14 protein-coding genes, 1 pseudogene and 1 other annotated feature are annotated in these 17694 nt (G+C 52.3%); of the genes and pseudogenes, 9 read left to right on the top strand and 6 right to left on the bottom strand.

Annotated features, from left to right (window positions below):
* Nucleotides 1-5: 5 nt before the first annotated feature.
* The 4 genes from ACQ86O_RS25795 to ACQ86O_RS25780 all read right to left on the bottom strand — a co-directional run bounded on the left by ACQ86O_RS25795 (nucleotide 6) and on the right by ACQ86O_RS25780 (nucleotide 2709).
* Nucleotides 6-545, bottom strand: coding sequence for a type II secretion system protein N (locus ACQ86O_RS25795; protein ID WP_431223431.1), 540 nt, complete (start codon nucleotides 543-545; stop codon nucleotides 6-8).
* Nucleotides 546-581: 36 nt separating this feature from the next.
* The gene (locus ACQ86O_RS25790; protein ID WP_431223430.1) at nucleotides 582-1055 is read right to left on the bottom strand and encodes a winged helix-turn-helix domain-containing protein; all 474 of its coding nucleotides are present in this window, start codon (nucleotides 1053-1055) and stop codon (nucleotides 582-584) included.
* A 369-nt stretch (nucleotides 1056-1424) separates the two neighbouring features.
* Nucleotides 1425-1724 (bottom strand): hypothetical protein, encoded by a 300-nt coding sequence (locus ACQ86O_RS25785; protein ID WP_431223429.1) that lies wholly within the window; start codon nucleotides 1722-1724, stop codon nucleotides 1425-1427.
* 172 nt (nucleotides 1725-1896) lie between these two features.
* On the bottom strand, nucleotides 1897-2709 hold the full coding sequence (locus ACQ86O_RS25780; protein ID WP_431223428.1) for a winged helix-turn-helix domain-containing protein: 813 nt from the start codon (nucleotides 2707-2709) through the stop codon (nucleotides 1897-1899).
* 386 nt (nucleotides 2710-3095) lie between these two features.
* On the opposite strand from ACQ86O_RS25780, the pseudogene dnaX reads away from it, so the two are divergent.
* From dnaX to ACQ86O_RS25735, 9 genes and pseudogenes are all read left to right on the top strand, one after another.
* A pseudogene (dnaX, locus tag ACQ86O_RS25775) lies at nucleotides 3096-5055 on the top strand (DNA polymerase III subunit gamma/tau).
* Nucleotides 4388-4452, top strand: a sequence feature (DnaX frameshifting element). It overlaps the preceding pseudogene by 65 nt.
* Nucleotides 5056-5095: 40 nt before the next feature.
* Nucleotides 5096-5425 (top strand): YbaB/EbfC family nucleoid-associated protein, encoded by a 330-nt coding sequence (locus tag ACQ86O_RS25770; RefSeq protein ID WP_431223427.1) that lies wholly within the window; start codon nucleotides 5096-5098, stop codon nucleotides 5423-5425.
* Nucleotides 5425-6030, top strand: a complete 606-nt coding sequence (gene recR, locus ACQ86O_RS25765) for a recombination mediator RecR (protein ID WP_431223426.1) — start codon at nucleotides 5425-5427, stop codon at nucleotides 6028-6030. The genes ACQ86O_RS25770 and recR overlap by 1 nt, the downstream gene beginning before the upstream one ends.
* A 142-nt stretch (nucleotides 6031-6172) precedes the next feature.
* Nucleotides 6173-8038 carry a molecular chaperone HtpG gene (gene htpG, locus ACQ86O_RS25760; protein WP_431223425.1) on the top strand — a complete coding sequence of 622 codons (1866 nt, stop codon included), beginning with the start codon at nucleotides 6173-6175 and terminating at the stop codon, nucleotides 8036-8038.
* Between the two features lie 246 nt (nucleotides 8039-8284).
* The gene (gene adk, locus ACQ86O_RS25755; RefSeq protein ID WP_431223424.1) at nucleotides 8285-8929 is read left to right on the top strand and encodes an adenylate kinase; all 645 of its coding nucleotides are present in this window, start codon (nucleotides 8285-8287) and stop codon (nucleotides 8927-8929) included.
* A 236-nt stretch (nucleotides 8930-9165) separates the two neighbouring features.
* Nucleotides 9166-10299: a sugar diacid recognition domain-containing protein gene (locus ACQ86O_RS25750; protein WP_431223423.1), complete on the top strand. Its 1134-nt coding sequence runs from the start codon at nucleotides 9166-9168 to the stop codon at nucleotides 10297-10299.
* Nucleotides 10300-10435: 136 nt separating this feature from the next.
* A complete protein-coding gene (locus tag ACQ86O_RS25745) occupies nucleotides 10436-11584 on the top strand; it encodes a glycerate kinase (protein ID WP_431225830.1) in 1149 nt (382 codons plus the stop codon).
* A 261-nt stretch (nucleotides 11585-11845) separates the two neighbouring features.
* The gene (hemH, locus tag ACQ86O_RS25740; RefSeq protein ID WP_431223422.1) at nucleotides 11846-12808 is read left to right on the top strand and encodes a ferrochelatase; all 963 of its coding nucleotides are present in this window, start codon (nucleotides 11846-11848) and stop codon (nucleotides 12806-12808) included.
* 89 nt (nucleotides 12809-12897) lie between these two features.
* The gene (locus tag ACQ86O_RS25735; protein WP_431223421.1) at nucleotides 12898-14202 is read left to right on the top strand and encodes an inosine/guanosine kinase; all 1305 of its coding nucleotides are present in this window, start codon (nucleotides 12898-12900) and stop codon (nucleotides 14200-14202) included.
* A 54-nt stretch (nucleotides 14203-14256) separates the two neighbouring features.
* Here ACQ86O_RS25735 and ybaL read toward each other — a convergent pair whose 3' ends face one another.
* The gene (gene ybaL / locus ACQ86O_RS25730) at nucleotides 14257-15948 is read right to left on the bottom strand and encodes a YbaL family putative K(+) efflux transporter (protein WP_431223420.1); all 1692 of its coding nucleotides are present in this window, start codon (nucleotides 15946-15948) and stop codon (nucleotides 14257-14259) included.
* Between the two features lie 353 nt (nucleotides 15949-16301).
* The gene (locus tag ACQ86O_RS25725) at nucleotides 16302-17519 is read right to left on the bottom strand and encodes an MFS transporter (protein WP_431223419.1); all 1218 of its coding nucleotides are present in this window, start codon (nucleotides 17517-17519) and stop codon (nucleotides 16302-16304) included.
* Nucleotides 17520-17694: the final 175 nt, after the last annotated feature.

The raw sequence follows: 17694 nt of genomic DNA, 5'->3' as shown, positions 1-17694 counted from the left end.
TTGGGTTACTCCTGCAAAACCAGAGTGGCATAAAATCCGTTTTCATTAATCACTACGCGATCCTGGAATATTTTCAGAATAGTAAATTTCCCCGCGATACGATCGTTCAATCCGTAGCTGGCCTGCTTACCGGCGCTTTCTATAATGGCCATGTTTTTTTCTGGGTTGCTGCTCATCAAGACTCCCACCAGGTTATCTCTTACTTTGGCGCGCGGCGCGGCCAATAAAAGGCTGTCATCTGCAATAGTTCCCTGAATATAAAAGCGTGTGCTGATATCTGTTGCGGTGGGGCGAGCCACTGAACCATAGAGCCCGGACAACGTCTTTTCCAAGGCCATATCAGGAAAGGGGGCGGGAGCTCTGGCCTGCTGAACCGAAATGTTTTCTCCATTAATTGCCTGTGAGGTGAAGGCCTGCCACCCTGTCCAGAGAAAACCAACCAACCCCAGGAACAGGATAAAAATAGCGCCACAGGCTGAAATATCAGTTCTCTGTCCAGCAAGTCCGGACAACGTCCTATACATAGATAATATTGAAGAGGTCATCCATTAACCTTGATGGTTATTATAATTTTGAAGAAATCAACTCATGATTTCGAAAATAGTGAAAGTTCCAATCACCAGCAATAGCAACATCCAGTGAGTCTGCTTACTTTTTATTAATGATAATGCTTTGGATTGCTTTATTGTCTTTTCAGCTAATGCCTCAGTGGAGCGTTCATCATTATCTAAGGCCGAGTAATTAAACTTCGCACCGTGACGAGGTATGGTTTTGAGTACGTTAGGAGGAATGCCATGACGATTAAATAATGCTCTGCATTGATAAATCAATTGATGATAGTTGTTATCGGTTATTGAGATGTGGTTATCCTTCCAGACCAACTTGATGATATCTCTTTTCTTTGTCACCCCTGTCAGCAACAGGAAAATCAATCTGCTCTGAAGTTCAGTCAGAGCAATGACAATCTCAACTTTTTTGAACGTGATAGTGTTATTAGCCGCATCGAAAAGAATGCTTTCATTCTCAAGTATTGATTCATTTTCAGTCAGTAACATTATAATACTCACTGTTAATAATTAAGTTTAATTTGATGGTTGTCATCAATGGCTATAAGAAAACATATGCCATAGGTGAAGTCAAACCTTTCTGGCGTTATAGTTCAACTTTTGGGGTATAAAAAAATAACCATAAAAAACAAAGTATTACATTAATTGTTATAATCAGTTTTCATGAAAACTAAGGGTTGTTTAATAAATTTAAAAGATTTATTAGCATCTTTACAAAATAGTTTTGTTGCGATGAAAAATTATCTGTGGGTTAAGCGCAGATTTGCATAAGAGGTTTTTAGAGAAGCGCAGTTGTGGGAAGTATCAGCATGTTTATTTTTTGCAGCTTATGTTTTACTGAGTTTACCTTGGTGGTTATTAAGTGATGTTACAGACCTGCATAGGCGAGAACATATTGCCCAACATCAGGTTCTTGTCATCTAACTTGCTAATTTCGATATAGTTACCAATCTTGGAAAGCAGAATATTGATAAGCCATGCGGGAACGTCTTCTTCATTCTGGCTTTTAGAGGGTTGAAAAGAGAACTGATAGAAAATGGGTTTCCGGGTATAGTTGAAACTTAACGTTTTCTTGAAATTGTAATGCCTGGTGTTGTTGAAAATAACGCCACCGATAATCAATACGCCCTGTTTATTCCCGGTGAAAGCAAAATTCATTGCTCCATCCATGACAATCCCTTCTCGAGAACCGTCGGTGTTTATCACCGTGTGGCTCAGGCGTAATGAGGATTCACAATGGATCCCGGATAATGGATCGTCAATGTGAATCAGATAGAAGTAATACAAGGCGGAAAAAAACAAAACAGGGCTAGCAGGAGCAGCGGTTTTTTCATTTTGATTGCCATAACGTATTGTACTCGTTCTCGCAGTGATAGTAATTTCCCTGCGTATCGATAGAGCATTTGGCCATAAACTGATGGCCGATACCTTCTGACATATTCAGCCGACGGTTGGCATGGGCCAATATCACTTCATCTCTTAAACACCCCTTTTCAAGCAAAGGTGTCGTGGCTAAGAACCTGAGGTAGCTCTCCTGATCCTTTTCCCGCAATTTTTTGATGAAATAGATCGGGCAGCCTTTTATTTTTCCTGCATAAATTACACTTTGTGATCTATTCAGTTCCAGGTAGCGCTTACTGATCAAAAAGCATAACAGACCGGCGATGATCAGCAGAGTGATCGTCAGGATGTTATAGATGAGTGAGGGGGTTAATGGCTTGCTGTTGTCGGGGAGCGTTGGGGAACTGTCTGGAATAGGGGCTTCGGAAGAAAGAATGGGCACTTTTACCGTTTCGATATTGATACTGTTGTTAAGACGATAGCCGGTTTTGGCAACGGTAATAATAAGGCGTTCCTGGAGGCCAATAGAGACTAAAGTTCTGCGGGTTACACTGATGTATTGATTTAACGTTGCAGGTGCCGGGGTGAGACCATGTTGTTGCCAGGCTTGTTGCAGTAGCTCTTCTCGTCTCAGGCAATCAGGGCCAGCGTTGATCAGTTGATGAAGAATTCGGGCATTGAGGCTAGATAAAAACACTTCTCGGTTATTGACAACGTTCTTCAGACTGCCGTTTTCCGGGTTAAAGGAAACGACGCTGTTAATCAAGTAAATCATTAGGTTACCTAAGAACAATAAAGACATCTAAAACGGGTTCATGTCATTCTCAATCTGCTGTTCTTGACAACAATAATTGTTATTTCGCGACGAATAATAACATAGCTACACTTTCTGGCTCATCCGACCACAGCGCAAATGTCTTAAAGCATAAAAAGCAGGTATACATTCTACCGGGATGGTGGTTTTCCTTTAATCTTCGCTATGTGTCCCCATATCATGCCTTGGCACAGAACGTGCGCCTGTGGAGCAAGATGCAAAGTAATAGGAATGACGGCGGACGTACTGTTACACTAATGCAGGAAGATGGTTCACCCTGGAACCGATCAGGCTGCCCGCATGGCAAAGTCCCTGATGATGTGATGTACTATCCGGGTCCAAATTATTTATTATAAATCAATGATGAAGTCTTAATGAGCTATCAGGTTCTAGCCCGTAAGTGGCGCCCTCAAACGTTTGCAGATGTTGTCGGACAGGAACATGTCCTGACGGCGCTGGCTAATGGCCTAAAACTTGGGCGGATCCATCACGCCTATCTGTTCTCAGGCACCCGTGGCGTAGGTAAAACCACCATCGCACGTTTGCTGGCCAAAGGCCTGAACTGTGAAACGGGCATCACCGCAACGCCGTGCGGCCAATGCGATAACTGCCGCGAGATTGAGCAAGGGCGCTTTGTCGACCTGATCGAAATTGACGCCGCATCCAGAACCAAAGTGGAAGATACCCGCGATCTGCTGGATAACGTGCAATACGCCCCGGCGCGTGGCCGTTTCAAGGTCTACCTGATCGACGAAGTCCACATGCTCTCGCGCCACAGCTTCAATGCGTTGCTGAAAACGCTGGAAGAACCTCCATCGCACGTTAAATTCCTGCTGGCGACCACCGATCCGCAGAAATTGCCGGTGACTATTCTGTCCCGTTGCCTGCAGTTCCATCTTAAGGCGATGGACGTTGACCAGATCCGTACGCAGTTGGAAACCGTGCTCCAGGCAGAGCACATCACCAGCGACGCCCGGGCATTGCAACTGTTGGCACGTGCTGCCGATGGCAGTATGCGAGATGCCCTCAGCCTGACCGACCAGGCGATTGCCATGGGGCAAGGGCAGGTGACCACCGACACGGTGAGCCAGATGCTCGGGGCGCTGGACGATGAGCAGCCGTTGGCAATTCTGGAAGCGCTGGTGAGTGCCGACGGTGAAAAAGTGATGGCTCAGGTTGCCCAGGCCGCTTCACGCGGTGTGGATTGGGAAAGCCTGCTGGTGGAAACGCTGGCGTTGCTGCATCGCATTGCCATGGTGCAACTGCTGCCATCGGGGCTGGATAACCAGTACGCCATGATTGAACAGCGCTTGCGGGAACTGGCGCGTACCTTACCGCCAACGGACGTGCAGCTTTATTACCAAACGTTGCTGATTGGCCGCAAAGAGCTGGCCTTTGCGCCGGATCGCCGTATGGGGGTTGAAATGACCCTGCTGCGTGCGCTGGCGTTTCACCCGAAAGCGGTGATCCCAGAGCCGGTTACCATGATGCAGGTGGCCCCGGTTCAGGCTGCGCCATCGCAGGGCAATGTGGCCAGCGCGCCGCCGTCGCACTTTCCGGATGCCCCCCCCGATAGGGCAGGCGGCTCCACCACCGAATACCCAGACAACAAATTTACCGGATGCCACTGCGCAATTATTGAAAGCGCGTACCCAGTTGCTGCGGCAGCAAGGGGCATCCTCAACAAAAAAGAATGAGCCGGCGGCGCCTGGATTAGCGCGGCCGGCAAACTCGGCACTGGAGCGGTTAGCTTCCGTGACCGAGCGCAGCCAGAAGCGCCAGGCTGAAATACAGGTGGCAGAAAAACCGGCCAAGCCGGAAGCCTACCGCTGGCGTGCACTCACCGAACCTGAAGCCGAGCCGGAGCCGCTGGCAACACCGAAAGCGCTGCGCACGGCCCTTGAGCATGAAAAAACGCCTGAGCTGTCAGCTAAACTGGTGGCCGAATCCATTGAGCGCGATCCTTGGGCGGCGGAAATCGAACGGCTGAAAATACCGAAACTGGTCCAGCAACTGGCATTGAATGCCTTCAAACAACAGCTGGCCCCGGGAAGCATTTGTCTCCACCTGCGGTCTTCACAGCGTCACCTGAATTCACCTTCGGCACAGAAACAGCTTGCCGAAGCACTCAGTGAGTTAGAAGGTTGCGCGGTTGAACTTAGCGTGGTGGAAGACGATAATCCGGCGGAGCGGACTCCGCTGGAGTGGCGGCAAGCCATTTATGAAGAAAAACTGGCGCAGGCTCGCCAGTCCATCGTTGCGGATACCAATATTCAGACGTTGCGCCGATTCTTCGATGCAGATCTGGATGAAGAGAGTATTCGCCCTGTTTAATGCGGCGCACCGTGCGCGGCCAATGTTATGAGAGACGACTATGTTTGGTAAAGGCGGTATGGGTAACCTGATGAAGCAAGCCCAGCAAATGCAGGAAAAAATGCAGCAGATGCAGGAAGAAATTGCCAAATTGGAAGTCACTGGCGAATCCGGCGCTGGCCTGGTTAAAGTGACCATCAACGGCGCGCATAACTGCCGTCGTGTCGAGATCGACCCAAGCCTGTTGGAAGACGACAAAGAGATGCTGGAAGACTTGATCGCGGCTGCGTTTAATGATGCCGCACGCCGCATCGAAGAAACCCAAAAAGAGAAGATGGCGTCTGTTTCCAGCGGTATGCAGTTGCCACCAGGCTTTAAGATGCCATTCTGATGCAAACCAGCCCGCTCCTTGAATCATTGATGGAGGCACTGCGCTGCCTGCCGGGCGTTGGCCCGAAGTCGGCGCAGCGCATGGCATTCCAACTGCTGCAGCGCGATCGCAGCGGGGGCATGCGTTTGGCGCAGGCGTTGACCCGTGCCATGTCGGAAATCGGCCATTGTGCCGATTGCCGCACCTTCACCGAGCAGGATGTCTGCACCATCTGCAATAATCCGCGCCGCCATCAAAACGGCCAGATCTGCGTGGTGGAGAGCCCGGCGGATATCCACGCCATTGAGCAGACCGGCCAGTTTGCCGGGCGCTACTTTGTGCTGATGGGGCATCTTTCGCCGCTGGACGGTATCGGCCCAGGCGATATTGGCCTGGATCGGCTGGAGCAACGGCTGGAGAAGGAAACTCTCACCGAAGTGATCCTGGCCACCAACCCGACGGTGGAAGGGGATGCCACGGCTAACTATATTGCTGAAATGTGCGGCCAGTATGGCGTACTGGCCAGCCGTATTGCGCACGGGGTGCCGGTGGGCGGCGAATTGGAGATGGTTGATGGCACCACGCTGTCACACTCCCTGGCCGGGCGTCACGCGATCAAGTTCTGAACTATCTCCTCGGGGCCGCTCTCTGCCCCGCTGTCATTTTATAAAAAATTCCCCGCCAGCCGCTTGAAAAGCCTCAAGGTTAACCCCACTTATTCCTCATTGTCAGATTTGGTCATAACTGTCTTTGAGGTTATCAATGAGTATGAAAGGTCAAGAAACCCGTGGGTTCCAGTCTGAAGTAAAGCAACTGCTTCACCTGATGATTCATTCGCTGTACTCCAATAAAGAAATCTTCCTGCGTGAACTGATTTCCAACGCTTCCGATGCTGCCGACAAGCTGCGTTTCCGTGCGCTTTCCAAGCCGGAACTGTATGAAGGCGATGGCGAACTGCGCGTGCGTCTCTCTTTTGACAAAGACCAGCGTACCCTGACCATTGCCGATAACGGCATCGGTATGAATCGTGAAGAAGTGATTGAAAACCTGGGGACAATTGCCAAGTCGGGTACCAAATCCTTCCTCGAATCCATCGGTTCGGATCAGGCCAAAGACAGCCAACTGATTGGTCAGTTCGGCGTGGGCTTCTACTCGGCGTTTATCGTGGCGGATAAAGTCACCGTCCGTACCCGCGCTGCCGGTGCTGCGGCAGATGAAGGCGTGTTCTGGGAGTCTGCTGGTGAGGGTGATTACACTATCGCTGATATCAGCAAAGCCGAACGCGGTACCGAAATTACCCTGCATCTGCGCGAAGGCGAAGATGAATACCTTGATGGCTGGCGCCTGCGTTCCGTGATTGGCAAATACTCCGATCACATCGCTTTGCCGGTAGAAATCGAAACCAAGAATGAAGAAGACGGCACCGTCAGTTGGGAGAAGATCAACAAGGCGCAGGCTTTGTGGACCCGCAATAAATCAGACGTGACCGATGAAGAATACCAAGAGTTCTATAAGCATATTGCGCATGACTTCACCGCTCCACTGAGCTGGAGCCACAACCGGGTTGAAGGTAAGCAGGAATACACCAGCCTGCTGTATATCCCGGCGCAGGCTCCGTGGGATATGTGGAATCGCGATCACAAGCACGGCCTGAAGCTGTACGTTCAGCGCGTGTTTATCATGGACGACGCCGAGCAGTTCATGCCGAACTATCTGCGCTTTGTCCGTGGCCTGATAGATTCCAACGACCTGCCACTGAACGTTTCCCGTGAAATCCTGCAAGACAGCCGTGTGACTCAGAGCCTGCGCGGCGCACTGACCAAGCGCGTTCTGCAAATGTTGGACAAACTGGCGAAAGACGACGCGGAAAGCTACCAGAAGTTCTGGCAGCAGTTCGGTCTGGTGCTGAAAGAAGGGCCAGCGGAAGACGGTGGCAATAAAGAAGCCATCGCCAAACTGCTGCGCTTTGCCTCAACGCACAATGACAGCTCGGCGCAAACCGTTTCGCTGGAAGAGTACGTTGGCCGCATGACCGAAGGCCAGGAGAAGATTTATTACATCACCGCCGACAGCTATGCCGCAGCCAAGAGCAGCCCGCACCTGGAGCTGTTCCGCAAGAAAGGCATCGAAGTGCTGCTGCTTTCCGATCGCATTGACGAATGGATGATGAGCTACCTGACCGAGTTCGACGGTAAAGTGTTCCAGTCGGTCAGTAAAGCGGACGAAGCGCTGGATAAACTGGCCGATGAAACCGAAGAGCAGAAAGAAGCCGAGAAGCAGTTGGAGCCGTTTATCGAGCGGGTCAAAACGCTGTTGGGTGAGCGGGTGAAAGATGTGCGTCTGACGCATCGCCTGACCGATACGCCAGCCATCGTTACCACCGAAGCGGATGAAATGAGCACCCAGATGGCAAAATTGTTTGCCGCTGCAGGGCAACCGGCACCGGAAGTGAAGTATATTTTCGAGCTGAACCCGGAACATACGCTGGTCAAACGCGCATCGGATGTGGGCGATAACGAACAATTTGCCGAATGGGTCGATCTACTGCTGGATCAGGCTCTGCTGGCGGAACGCGGTACGCTGGAAGATCCAAACCAGTTTATCCGCCGCATGAATAAACTGTTGTCTGCTTAATCCCCCATTTCAAGCCCCTAACCCTGTGGTAAGGGGCTTATTTCTTATTTATACGCCGAAATTTCTTTTTACTTGTCTCGCTTCAGCCTGCTATATCCGCAATCGATTTCCTCCTGTGACCTTGAGCCATCCCCCCAGAAATGGTAAGGTTGAGTGTTTTCGCAATTCTATAAAAACTCAAACCCGATTGACTCCAGGCTGCGGCTTGAAGGTTGAAGGGAAATACATAGCAAGGGGATTTACGCAATGCGTATCATTCTGCTGGGCGCTCCGGGCGCAGGTAAAGGTACTCAGGCTCAATTTATCATGGAGAAATACGGTATTCCGCAAATCTCTACGGGTGATATGTTGCGCGCAGCCGTGAAGGCCGGTACTGAACTGGGCAAGCAGGCAAAAGAAATCATGGACGCCGGCAAGCTGGTTACTGATGAGCTGGTCATTGCGCTGGTTAAAGAGCGCATCACCCAGGAAGACTGCCGTAACGGTTTCCTGCTGGACGGTTTCCCGCGTACCATTCCACAGGCTGACGCGATGAAAGAAGCCGGTATCAACGTGGATTACGTGCTGGAATTCGACGTGCCGGATGAACTGATCATCGATCGCATCGTTGGCCGCCGTGTGCATGCGCCATCTGGACGCGTGTACCACATTAAATTCAATCCGCCGAAGGTGGAAGGTAAAGACGACGCCACTGGCGAAGAGCTGACCACCCGCAAAGACGATCAGGAAGAGACCGTGCGCAAGCGCCTGGTGGAATACCACCAGCTGACCGCACCGCTGGTAGCTTACTATCGCCAGGAAGCGGATGCAGGCAACACGGAATACCACAAGATCAACGGTACCCGCAAAGTCGCGGAAGTGAGCGCTGAACTGGCTGACATTCTGGGCTAATCGGTCTTATTGCTGAAAAAACGCTGAGCTTGCTGCTCGGCGTTTTTTTGCTTATACCCTATGGATTTCGAGTTGCTCACTCAGGCGCATCCTCGCGCTCACGGCATGGGGACTTCCCTGCACGGCGCAGCAATTGCAGGTAACAACGCTGCAGCTTGAAAGATGACGGGTATATTATACTCGCACTATGGATCCTTGTTGCAGATGGCCTTACTTCAGCCGATAGGAAGCAGTGCATGATCAGGCAGATAAATTTTCTGGAAGAGGCAACCGCGCGCCAGATCGTACAGCGTGCGATGAGCATTATTCACCACTCGGTCAATGTGATGGACAGCAACGGCGTCATCATTGCTTCTGGCAACGCCTCACGCCTTTATCAGCGCCATGAGGGCGCAGTATTGGCCTTGGCCGAGAACCGGGTGGTAGAAATTGATGTGGCTACTGCCCGCAATCTGAAAGGCGTTCAGCCTGGTATTAACCTGCCGTTCAGCTTTCGTCATCAACAGGTGGGTGCGATCGGTATTTCCGGCGATCCGGAGCAAGTCCGAGCTTATGCCGAACTGGTGAAAATGGCGGCGGAGCTGATGGTGGAACAGGCGGCCATGCTCGATCAGAACCAGTGGGAAAGGCGCTACCGGGAAGAGTTGGCCAACCAGTTGCTGCAAGCGCACAGCGAGCCGGGTTCGCGGGAGGAAATGGCAGCCTATCTGGGGCTGGATCTGCAACAGCCGCGTATTGTCTGGATTGTAGAGTTGCATGAACCGCAACCACAATTGCTCAGAGGATTACTGGCAGAATTAGAGAGCACCCAGCGCGAAGCGTTGATCACCATGACCAGCTTTAATGAGCTGGTGCTGCTGCGCCCAGCCTGCCTGAAACAGGGCGTATGGGATTTGCAGCAGGAGCGCAAGCAGGCGCAGCATCTGCAGCATGAACTTCAGAAGCGGTTTAACCTGCGCATGATCGTTGGGGGATTTTTTACCGGTGAAGACGGGGTATACCGTTCTATTCTGACCGCCCGAGCGGCACAAACCATGGCTCGACGCCTCAAATTGCGACACCATCAGCTATTTTATGATGATTATCCGCTGCCTTCGCTGCTTTGTGACTTGGGGGAAGACTGGCGTGCGCAGGAGCTTTCCCGCCCTTGGCGTCACCTCAGCGTCCAGGATGATAAAGGGGTGTTGCGCAATACGCTGCGCCAGTATTTTCATCATAATGGCGATCACACCCAGACGGCCGCGCATTTGCATATTCACGTCAACACGTTGCGTTACCGCCTGCAAAGCGTTGAAAAAAACACCGGTCTTAAGATCAATCAATTAGCGGACATTTTACAGTTGTATATCGGTATGCTGATGCATGACTGAATTGTGTTAATGCACAAAAATATCCTTAATTTAAGCCGAATTATTTGTGGGTAAAGCTAAAGAATACGCGGCGGTAGACAGGTAAGGTGCTCAGTAACCGATGCTTGCAGCATCCCTGAGGATTAAGGCGCTGATGATGAACACACTGAAAAAAGTGGTAATTGCCCCCGATTCATTTAAAGAGAGCCTGAGTGCTCTGGAGGTTGCGCAAGCCATCGAGCGCGGGTTCCGGCAAATCTACCCGGAGGCACACTTCGTCAAGCTGCCAATGGCAGACGGCGGCGAAGGCACCGTCGATGCCATGGTGGCCGCTACCGGTGGTAAAATCATTGATGTTCAGGTGAGCGGGCCCGCAGGTAAAACCACTGCGGCATTTTATGGCCTGCTGGGGGAAGGGGAAACCGCGGTGATCGAAATGGCCGCTGCCTCTGGGCTGCATCTGGTGGCGTGTGATGAACGCGATCCTCGGGTCACCACCAGCTTTGGCACTGGTGAACTGATCCTGGCGGCGCTGGAGAGCGGTGTGACTGCGATCATTTTAGGCATTGGCGGTAGCGCCACCAATGATGGCGGGGCTGGCATGATGCAGGCATTGGGGGCAAAACTGCTCGACAAGCATCATCAGGAGCTGAAGCCCGGTGGCGCGGCCTTGGCACAGTTGGCACATATCGATCTCAGCCAATTGGATCCCCGGTTGCAACAGGTGAAGATAACGGTAGCCTGTGACGTAGACAACCCGTTGTGCGGTGAGCAGGGCGCTTCGGCGATCTTTGGCCCGCAGAAAGGCGCCACCCAGGAAATGGTGCAGGAATTGGATCTGGCCCTGCATCATTACGGCTCCTTGTTGGAGCAGACCACCGGTCGTGCGGTGTTACACCGCCCTGGCGCGGGTGCTGCGGGTGGAATGGGGGCGGCCTTGATCGGTTTTCTGGATGCCGAATTGCGGCCAGGCATTGAGATTGTAATTGAAACGCTGCATCTGGAAGAGGCGATGCGGGATGCGGACTTGGTTATCACTGGAGAAGGGCGGCTCGATAGCCAGTCGATCCACGGCAAAACGCCAATCGGCGTGGCGTGGGTAGCCAAACGGCATCAACTGCCGGTTATCGCGATTGCCGGTAGCCTGGCCAGGGATTACCAGATAGTTCATCAGCACGGTATCGACGCGGCTTTCTCGGTCATCGATCGTATCGTTACGCTGCCGGAAGCATTGGCCGATGCGGCCCATAATCTGGAAGTGACCGCGCGTAATGTGGCTGCGGTCTGGCAGCAGGCGCAGAAATAACCCTTTACCGGAAATACCTGTCATTGATATCGGTTCCGACCAACAACTTTTCCGCTACAATAGGCGCTATTAAAAGGTAACGGCTGGCGGTTCAGGCTAACCGGTTCTCTCTCCTTCGGAGAGAGAATAAAGAGCAAATATTGCCAAAACCCCCTCACTTAGGCCCTCGCCCAAAGAGAGAAGCGCCGTTACCTGACAAGTATTAAGCCATTAAGGGCGGTTAATGCCAGAGTATTTACCGGCCAGGAAAAGGGAACTGAGATGAAGCAAGAGAAGCACGGGGTATTGCTGGTGAATCTGGGCACACCTGATGCCCCCACCCCGAAGGCGGTAAGACGCTATCTGAAAGAATTCCTCAGTGATAACCGTGTAGTGGATACTTCGCCGCTGATCTGGTGGCCAATCCTGAACGGCATCATTCTGCCGATCCGTTCACCGCGCGTCGCCAAGTTGTATCAGTCGGTCTGGATGGATGAGGGTTCGCCGCTGCTGGTTTATAGCCGTCGCCAACAGCAGGAACTGGCGGCTCGGATGCCCAATACCCCGGTTGAGCTTGGCATGAGCTATGGATCACCGAGCCTGGAGCAGGCGATTGATAACCTGCTGGCACAAGGGGTGACCAATCTGGTGGTGTTACCGCTGTATCCGCAATATTCCTGCTCTACCAGCGCCGCCGTTTGGGATGGCGTTGCCCGGATTTTGAAAGGCTACCGTCGCCTGCCGTCGATCGGCTTTATCCGTGATTATGCCGAGCACCCGGCCTATATTGGCGCCTTGCAACAAAGCGTTGAACGCGCTTTCGCGCAGCACGGCCAGCCGGATCGTCTGCTGATGTCCTTCCACGGTATTCCCAAACGCTATGCGCGTCTGGGAGATGACTACCCGCAACGTTGTGAAGATACCTATCGCGCCCTGGCAGCCACACTGCCGCTGGCTCCCGATCGGGTGATGATGACTTACCAATCGCGCTTTGGTCGGGAACCTTGGCTGACCCCCTATACCGATGAAACGCTGAAAAGCCTGCCAGCCCAGGGTGTCAAGCATATCCAACTGATTTGCCCAGGGTTCTCGGCGGATTGCCTGGAAACTCTGGAAGAGATCAAAGAGCAAAATCGGGAGATATTCCTGCATGCCGGTGGCGAGAAGTTTGAATACATCCCAGCGCTTAACGATGACACTGCCCATATCGATATGATGCAGCAACTGGTGGCGCAGCGGCTGTGAAGCCACAGATTTTTCGCTGACAGGGCGGAATCAATCGGGCAGGAATGTGCTAACATTCCCGCCTGTTCACAGCCACTGCCGCCAATGACATGAAATTTCCAGGTAAACGTAAATCCAAACACTATTTTCCGGTCAATGCCCGCGATCCTTTATTGCAGCAGGCACAGCCTGAAAGTGAAATCAGCACCTCCTACGTCGTGGGTATCGATCAGACGCTGGTGGATATCGAAGCTAAAGTGGATGATGGGTTTGTCGAACGCTACGGCCTGAGCCTGGGCCACTCGCTGGTGATTGAAGACGAGGTTGCCGAGGCGCTGTATCAGGAACTGGTTACCTCCAACCTGATCACTCATCAATTTGCTGGTGGCACCATCGGCAACACCCTGCACAACTATTCGGTGCTGGCAGACGATCGCTCGATTCTGCTGGGCGTAATGTGCAGCAACATCAAAATTGGCAGCTATGCCTACCGCTATCTGTGTAACACCTCCAGCCGTACCGATCTCAACTACCTGCAAGCGGTGGATGGGGCCATTGGCCGCTGCTTTACGCTGATTAACGAGAGTGGCGAACGTACCTTTGCCATCAGCCCAGGCCAGATGAATCAGTTACGCCCTGAAAGTATCCCAGAAGAGGTGATCGCCGGTGCTTCGGCCCTGGTGCTGACCTCTTATCTGGTGCGCTGCAAAGAGGGCGAACCGATGCCAGCGGCAACCATGCAGGCGATAGCGTTTGCCAATAAGCATGACGTACCGGTAGTGCTGACGCTGGGCACCAAATATGTGATTGCCGATAACCCACAGTGGTGGCGTGATTTTCTCAAGGCACACGTTTCAATTCTGGCTATGAATGAAGACGAGGCGTTGGAACTGACCGGCCTGAGCGATCCTTTGATGGCTTCAGATATGGCGCTGGATTGGGTGGATCTGGTGTTGTGTACCGCTGGGCAGAACGGCTTGTATATGGCTGGGTTTACCGAAGACGCCAACAAACGCGAAACTCAGCATCCGCTGCTGCCGGGCCATATCGCCGAGTTTAACCGTTATGAGTTCAGCCGTGCGATGCGCCATGAAAGCTGTGAAAACCCGCTGCGGGTCTATTCGCACATCGCCCCCTATATGGGCGGCCCGGAAAAAATCATGAATACCAACGGTGCGGGTGACGGCGCATTGTCAGCCTTACTGCATGATATCGCTGCCAACGGTTATCACCGTAACAACGTGCCGAACTCCAGCAAGCATGTACGCAGTTACCTGACCTATTCGTCTTTGGCGCAGGTATGCAAATATGCCAACCGTGTCAGCTACCAGGTGCTTAACCAGCATTCACCTCGTTTGACGCGCGGGCTGCCAGAGCGGGAAGACAGTTTAGAAGAGTCGTACTGGGAGAGATAAAAAAGGATGAGAAGTCGCAGGAGCGCTCTTGTCGCGCTCCTGCAGCTTAGTGGGTCAGATCGGGCAAGCGCCCAGTTTCTCTTCTTCCGACAGCGTATCCAACTTGAGGATACTGAGCATGCTGTTGGCTATTTCACGTTCCCCCATCACCACTTGATCGGCACCCCGATCGGAAATATACGAAACTTCGTCATCGTAATGAGCGCGGGCGATGATCTCGAGACTTGGCCGCTTGGTCCTGGCCGAGGCTACAATCTCACCGGCTTCATAACCATTGGGAATAGTCAGCAGCAGCCAGCGCGCACAGTCGATACGGGCCAGTTCCATGATTTCTGGATTGGCGGCGTTGCCGAGCACCGTTTTGATACCCTGTTCACGCAGTGCCTCTACCCGGGTACGGGAGTTTTCTACCACCACCAGCGGGATACCCGCTTCGGCCAGTTTTGCCCCCAGCAGGCTGCCTACGCGGCCGTAGCCGACCACCAGAGCATGGTTGCACATATCTACCGGGATCTGCTTTTCTTCCTCTACCGCCTCTTCCAGGATCTGGTCTTCGATGGTTTCGGTTCTTGCCAGATAGCGCTCCAACAAGGTAAACAGCAACGGGTTGAGCATAATGGACAGGATCGCCCCGGCCAGCACCAGATTGCGGCTGTTCTGATCCATCATGCCTAACGTCACCCCCAACCCGGCGAGGATAAAGGCGAACTCACCGATCTGCGCCAGACTGGCGGAGATCGTCAGCGCGGTACGCTTGGAGTGGCCGAACATTTTCACCAGCAGGAAGGCCGCAGCTGACTTACCAAACAGGATGATCGCCAGAGTTGCCAGGACGGCCAACGGTTCGTGCAGCAGGATCATCGGATCGAACAGCATCCCGACTGAAACAAAGAACAGCACCGCAAAGGCATCGCGCAGCGGTAGCGTGTCGTGAGCTGCACGATGGCTCAGTTCTGATTCGTTCAAGACCATCCCGGCAAAGAACGCCCCGAGTGCAAATGAGACGTCAAACAGGCCTACCGCGCCGTAGGCAATACCCAGCGCCAATGCCAGCACCGCCAGCGTAAACAGCTCACGTGAACCCGTGCTGGCGGTTTTTGACAGGATCCACGGCACCACCCGGCGGCCGACAACGATCATCAAGGCCATAAAGGCGATCACTTTACCAATGGTAATGGCCAGCTCGGTTAACAGATGCGTGATGCTGTTGTTATCACTGCTGAGCATATTGCTGAACGCAGGCAGCAGCACCAGCGCCAACACCATGGCCAAATCTTCAACAATCAGCCAGCCAATGGCAATTTGCCCGCGTTGGCTGTCGATCAACTGTCGTTCTTCCAGCGCGCGTAGCAGTACTACGGTACTGGCGGTGGACAGACACAGGCCAAATACCAGGCCGGTAACCAAATCCCAGCCCATCAGTTTGGACAACCCCATCCCCAGCAGGGTAGCCACGGCGATTTGGGCGACGGCACCTGGGATAGCGATTGATTTTACTGCGAGGAGATCTTTAAGAGAGAAGTGAAGGCCAACACCGAACATCAGGAGGATCACGCCAATTTCCGCCAGCTCTGGCGCCAAAGAGGTGTCGGCGACAAAGCCTGGAGTAAACGGGCCGGCGAGTACCCCTGCGGCAAGATACCCCACCAGTGGTGAGATGCGCAGGCGATTCGCCAGCATACCGAAGAGGAAGGCGAGTACTAACCCTCCGACGATAGTGGTGATCAATGGTGTTGAATTATGCATCCAGGCTCCTTCTATACCCTTCTTACCTGACGTTGCAGCGTTGTTATCTGCGGTTGCTCACCCCAGTCACTTACCTTGGTAAGTGCCAGAGGATGAACATCTTTGTTGCCTGGCTGCAACGCCAATTATCCGGGTAAAATTGTGCTCACAAATGTTACTAAAAGATACATTTAGTTTATTGCATTTGTTCGACCATTGCTTAGCTAATTTGGCCTTTTTTGTATAAAAGCAGACTATTCCACTTTATGGTGGGCAAATAGGGGAATTAGAACCTGATAAGTCAAATAGTCTCAATTTAAAGAGCAGATAACCCGGTTTGGCTGTTGTGCTAAACCGGGTTCAGATAAGGGTTACTACTGCTTATGGTCCATATTTGGCAGTAATGCCGTGATAATTCCGATGAGTGGCAGGAATGCACAGATTTGGTAAACCAGTTCGATGCTGGTCAAATCGGCTACATAACCAAGAACTGCCGCGCCTAATCCACCCATTCCGAAGGCAAAACCGAAGAATAGGCCGGAAACCATACCGACTTTTCCTGGGATCAGCTCCTGCGCATAGACCAGAATGGCCGAGAACGCAGAAGCCAGGATAACACCGATTATCACCGTTAAAACACCGGTCCAGTAGAGAGATGCGTAAGGTAAAACCAGGGTAAAGGGCGCAGCTCCCAGAATAGAGCCCCAAATAACATATTTCCGCCCGAATTTATCCCCTAAAGGCCCACCAATGATGGTCCCGGCCGCAACCGCAAACAGGAAAGCAAACAGATGAATCTGAGCATTCTGTATCGAAACACCGAACCTATGCATCAGATAAAAGGTGTAATAGCTGCTAATGCTCGCCAAATAGAAATATTTGGAGAAAATCAGGATCAGCAGGATGCTTAATGAGAACACCACGGTACGTTTTGGCAGCGGTTTGATTAATGAAGCCGCTTTTGGCTTGCCTTGGGCAGCCCGATGTTGTTGCTGATACCATTTACTGACTTGCAGCAATACCACAATTGCCAACAACGCCGCCAGCGAGAACCAGGCGACATTGCCTTTGCCATAAGGCGCGATTATCAGTGCAGCCAGTAGCGGCCCGAGGGAACTGCCGAAGTTGCCGCCAACCTGAAATAGCGATTGCGCCAGGCCGTGCCTTCCACCGGAGGCCATGCGCGCTACGCGAGATGACTCCGGGTGGAATACCGAAGAGCCGGTACCCACCAAAGCAGCGGCCAGCAGGACCAGCGGGAAGGTATTGGCGACGGAGAGCAACAGCAAACCTGACAGAGTGAAACCCATGCCAATCGGCAGCGAATAGGGCTGCGGGTGTTTATCGGTGTAATAACCAATCAGCGGCTGTAGCAGCGATGCGGTGAGCTGATAGGTCAGGGTGATCATCCCAATCTGTACAAAACTGAGGTTGAAATCGGCGCGCAGGATCGGGTAAATCGCCAGGATCAGCGATTGGATCATATCGTTGAGCAGGTGAGAAACGCTGATGGCACCGAGAATTGAAAAAGCAGTACCCTTAACTGCGCTGCTTTTTACCGGTGGCATGGCCGTTTCACTACGGTCAGTCATATTATAATTAGCCTGGTAAGTTATGGTGGACAGAGCTGACATCTTAACCTGTTCATCTTTCGCCCGACAGTGGTGTTGCATCCGCTCAGCCAATCTTTCAGCACAGTTTTTGAGTCGTCGCTTGCCTATCCGACATAATTTGATGCCTGTCGCAAAAATTTGAAATTTGTTGTTG

The organism is Serratia sp. L9 (assembly GCF_050632285.1).
Lineage (GTDB): Bacteria > Pseudomonadota > Gammaproteobacteria > Enterobacterales > Enterobacteriaceae > Chania.
Note: the sequence above shows the minus strand (reverse complement) of the source record. Positions and strands in the feature narration are given on the sequence as shown.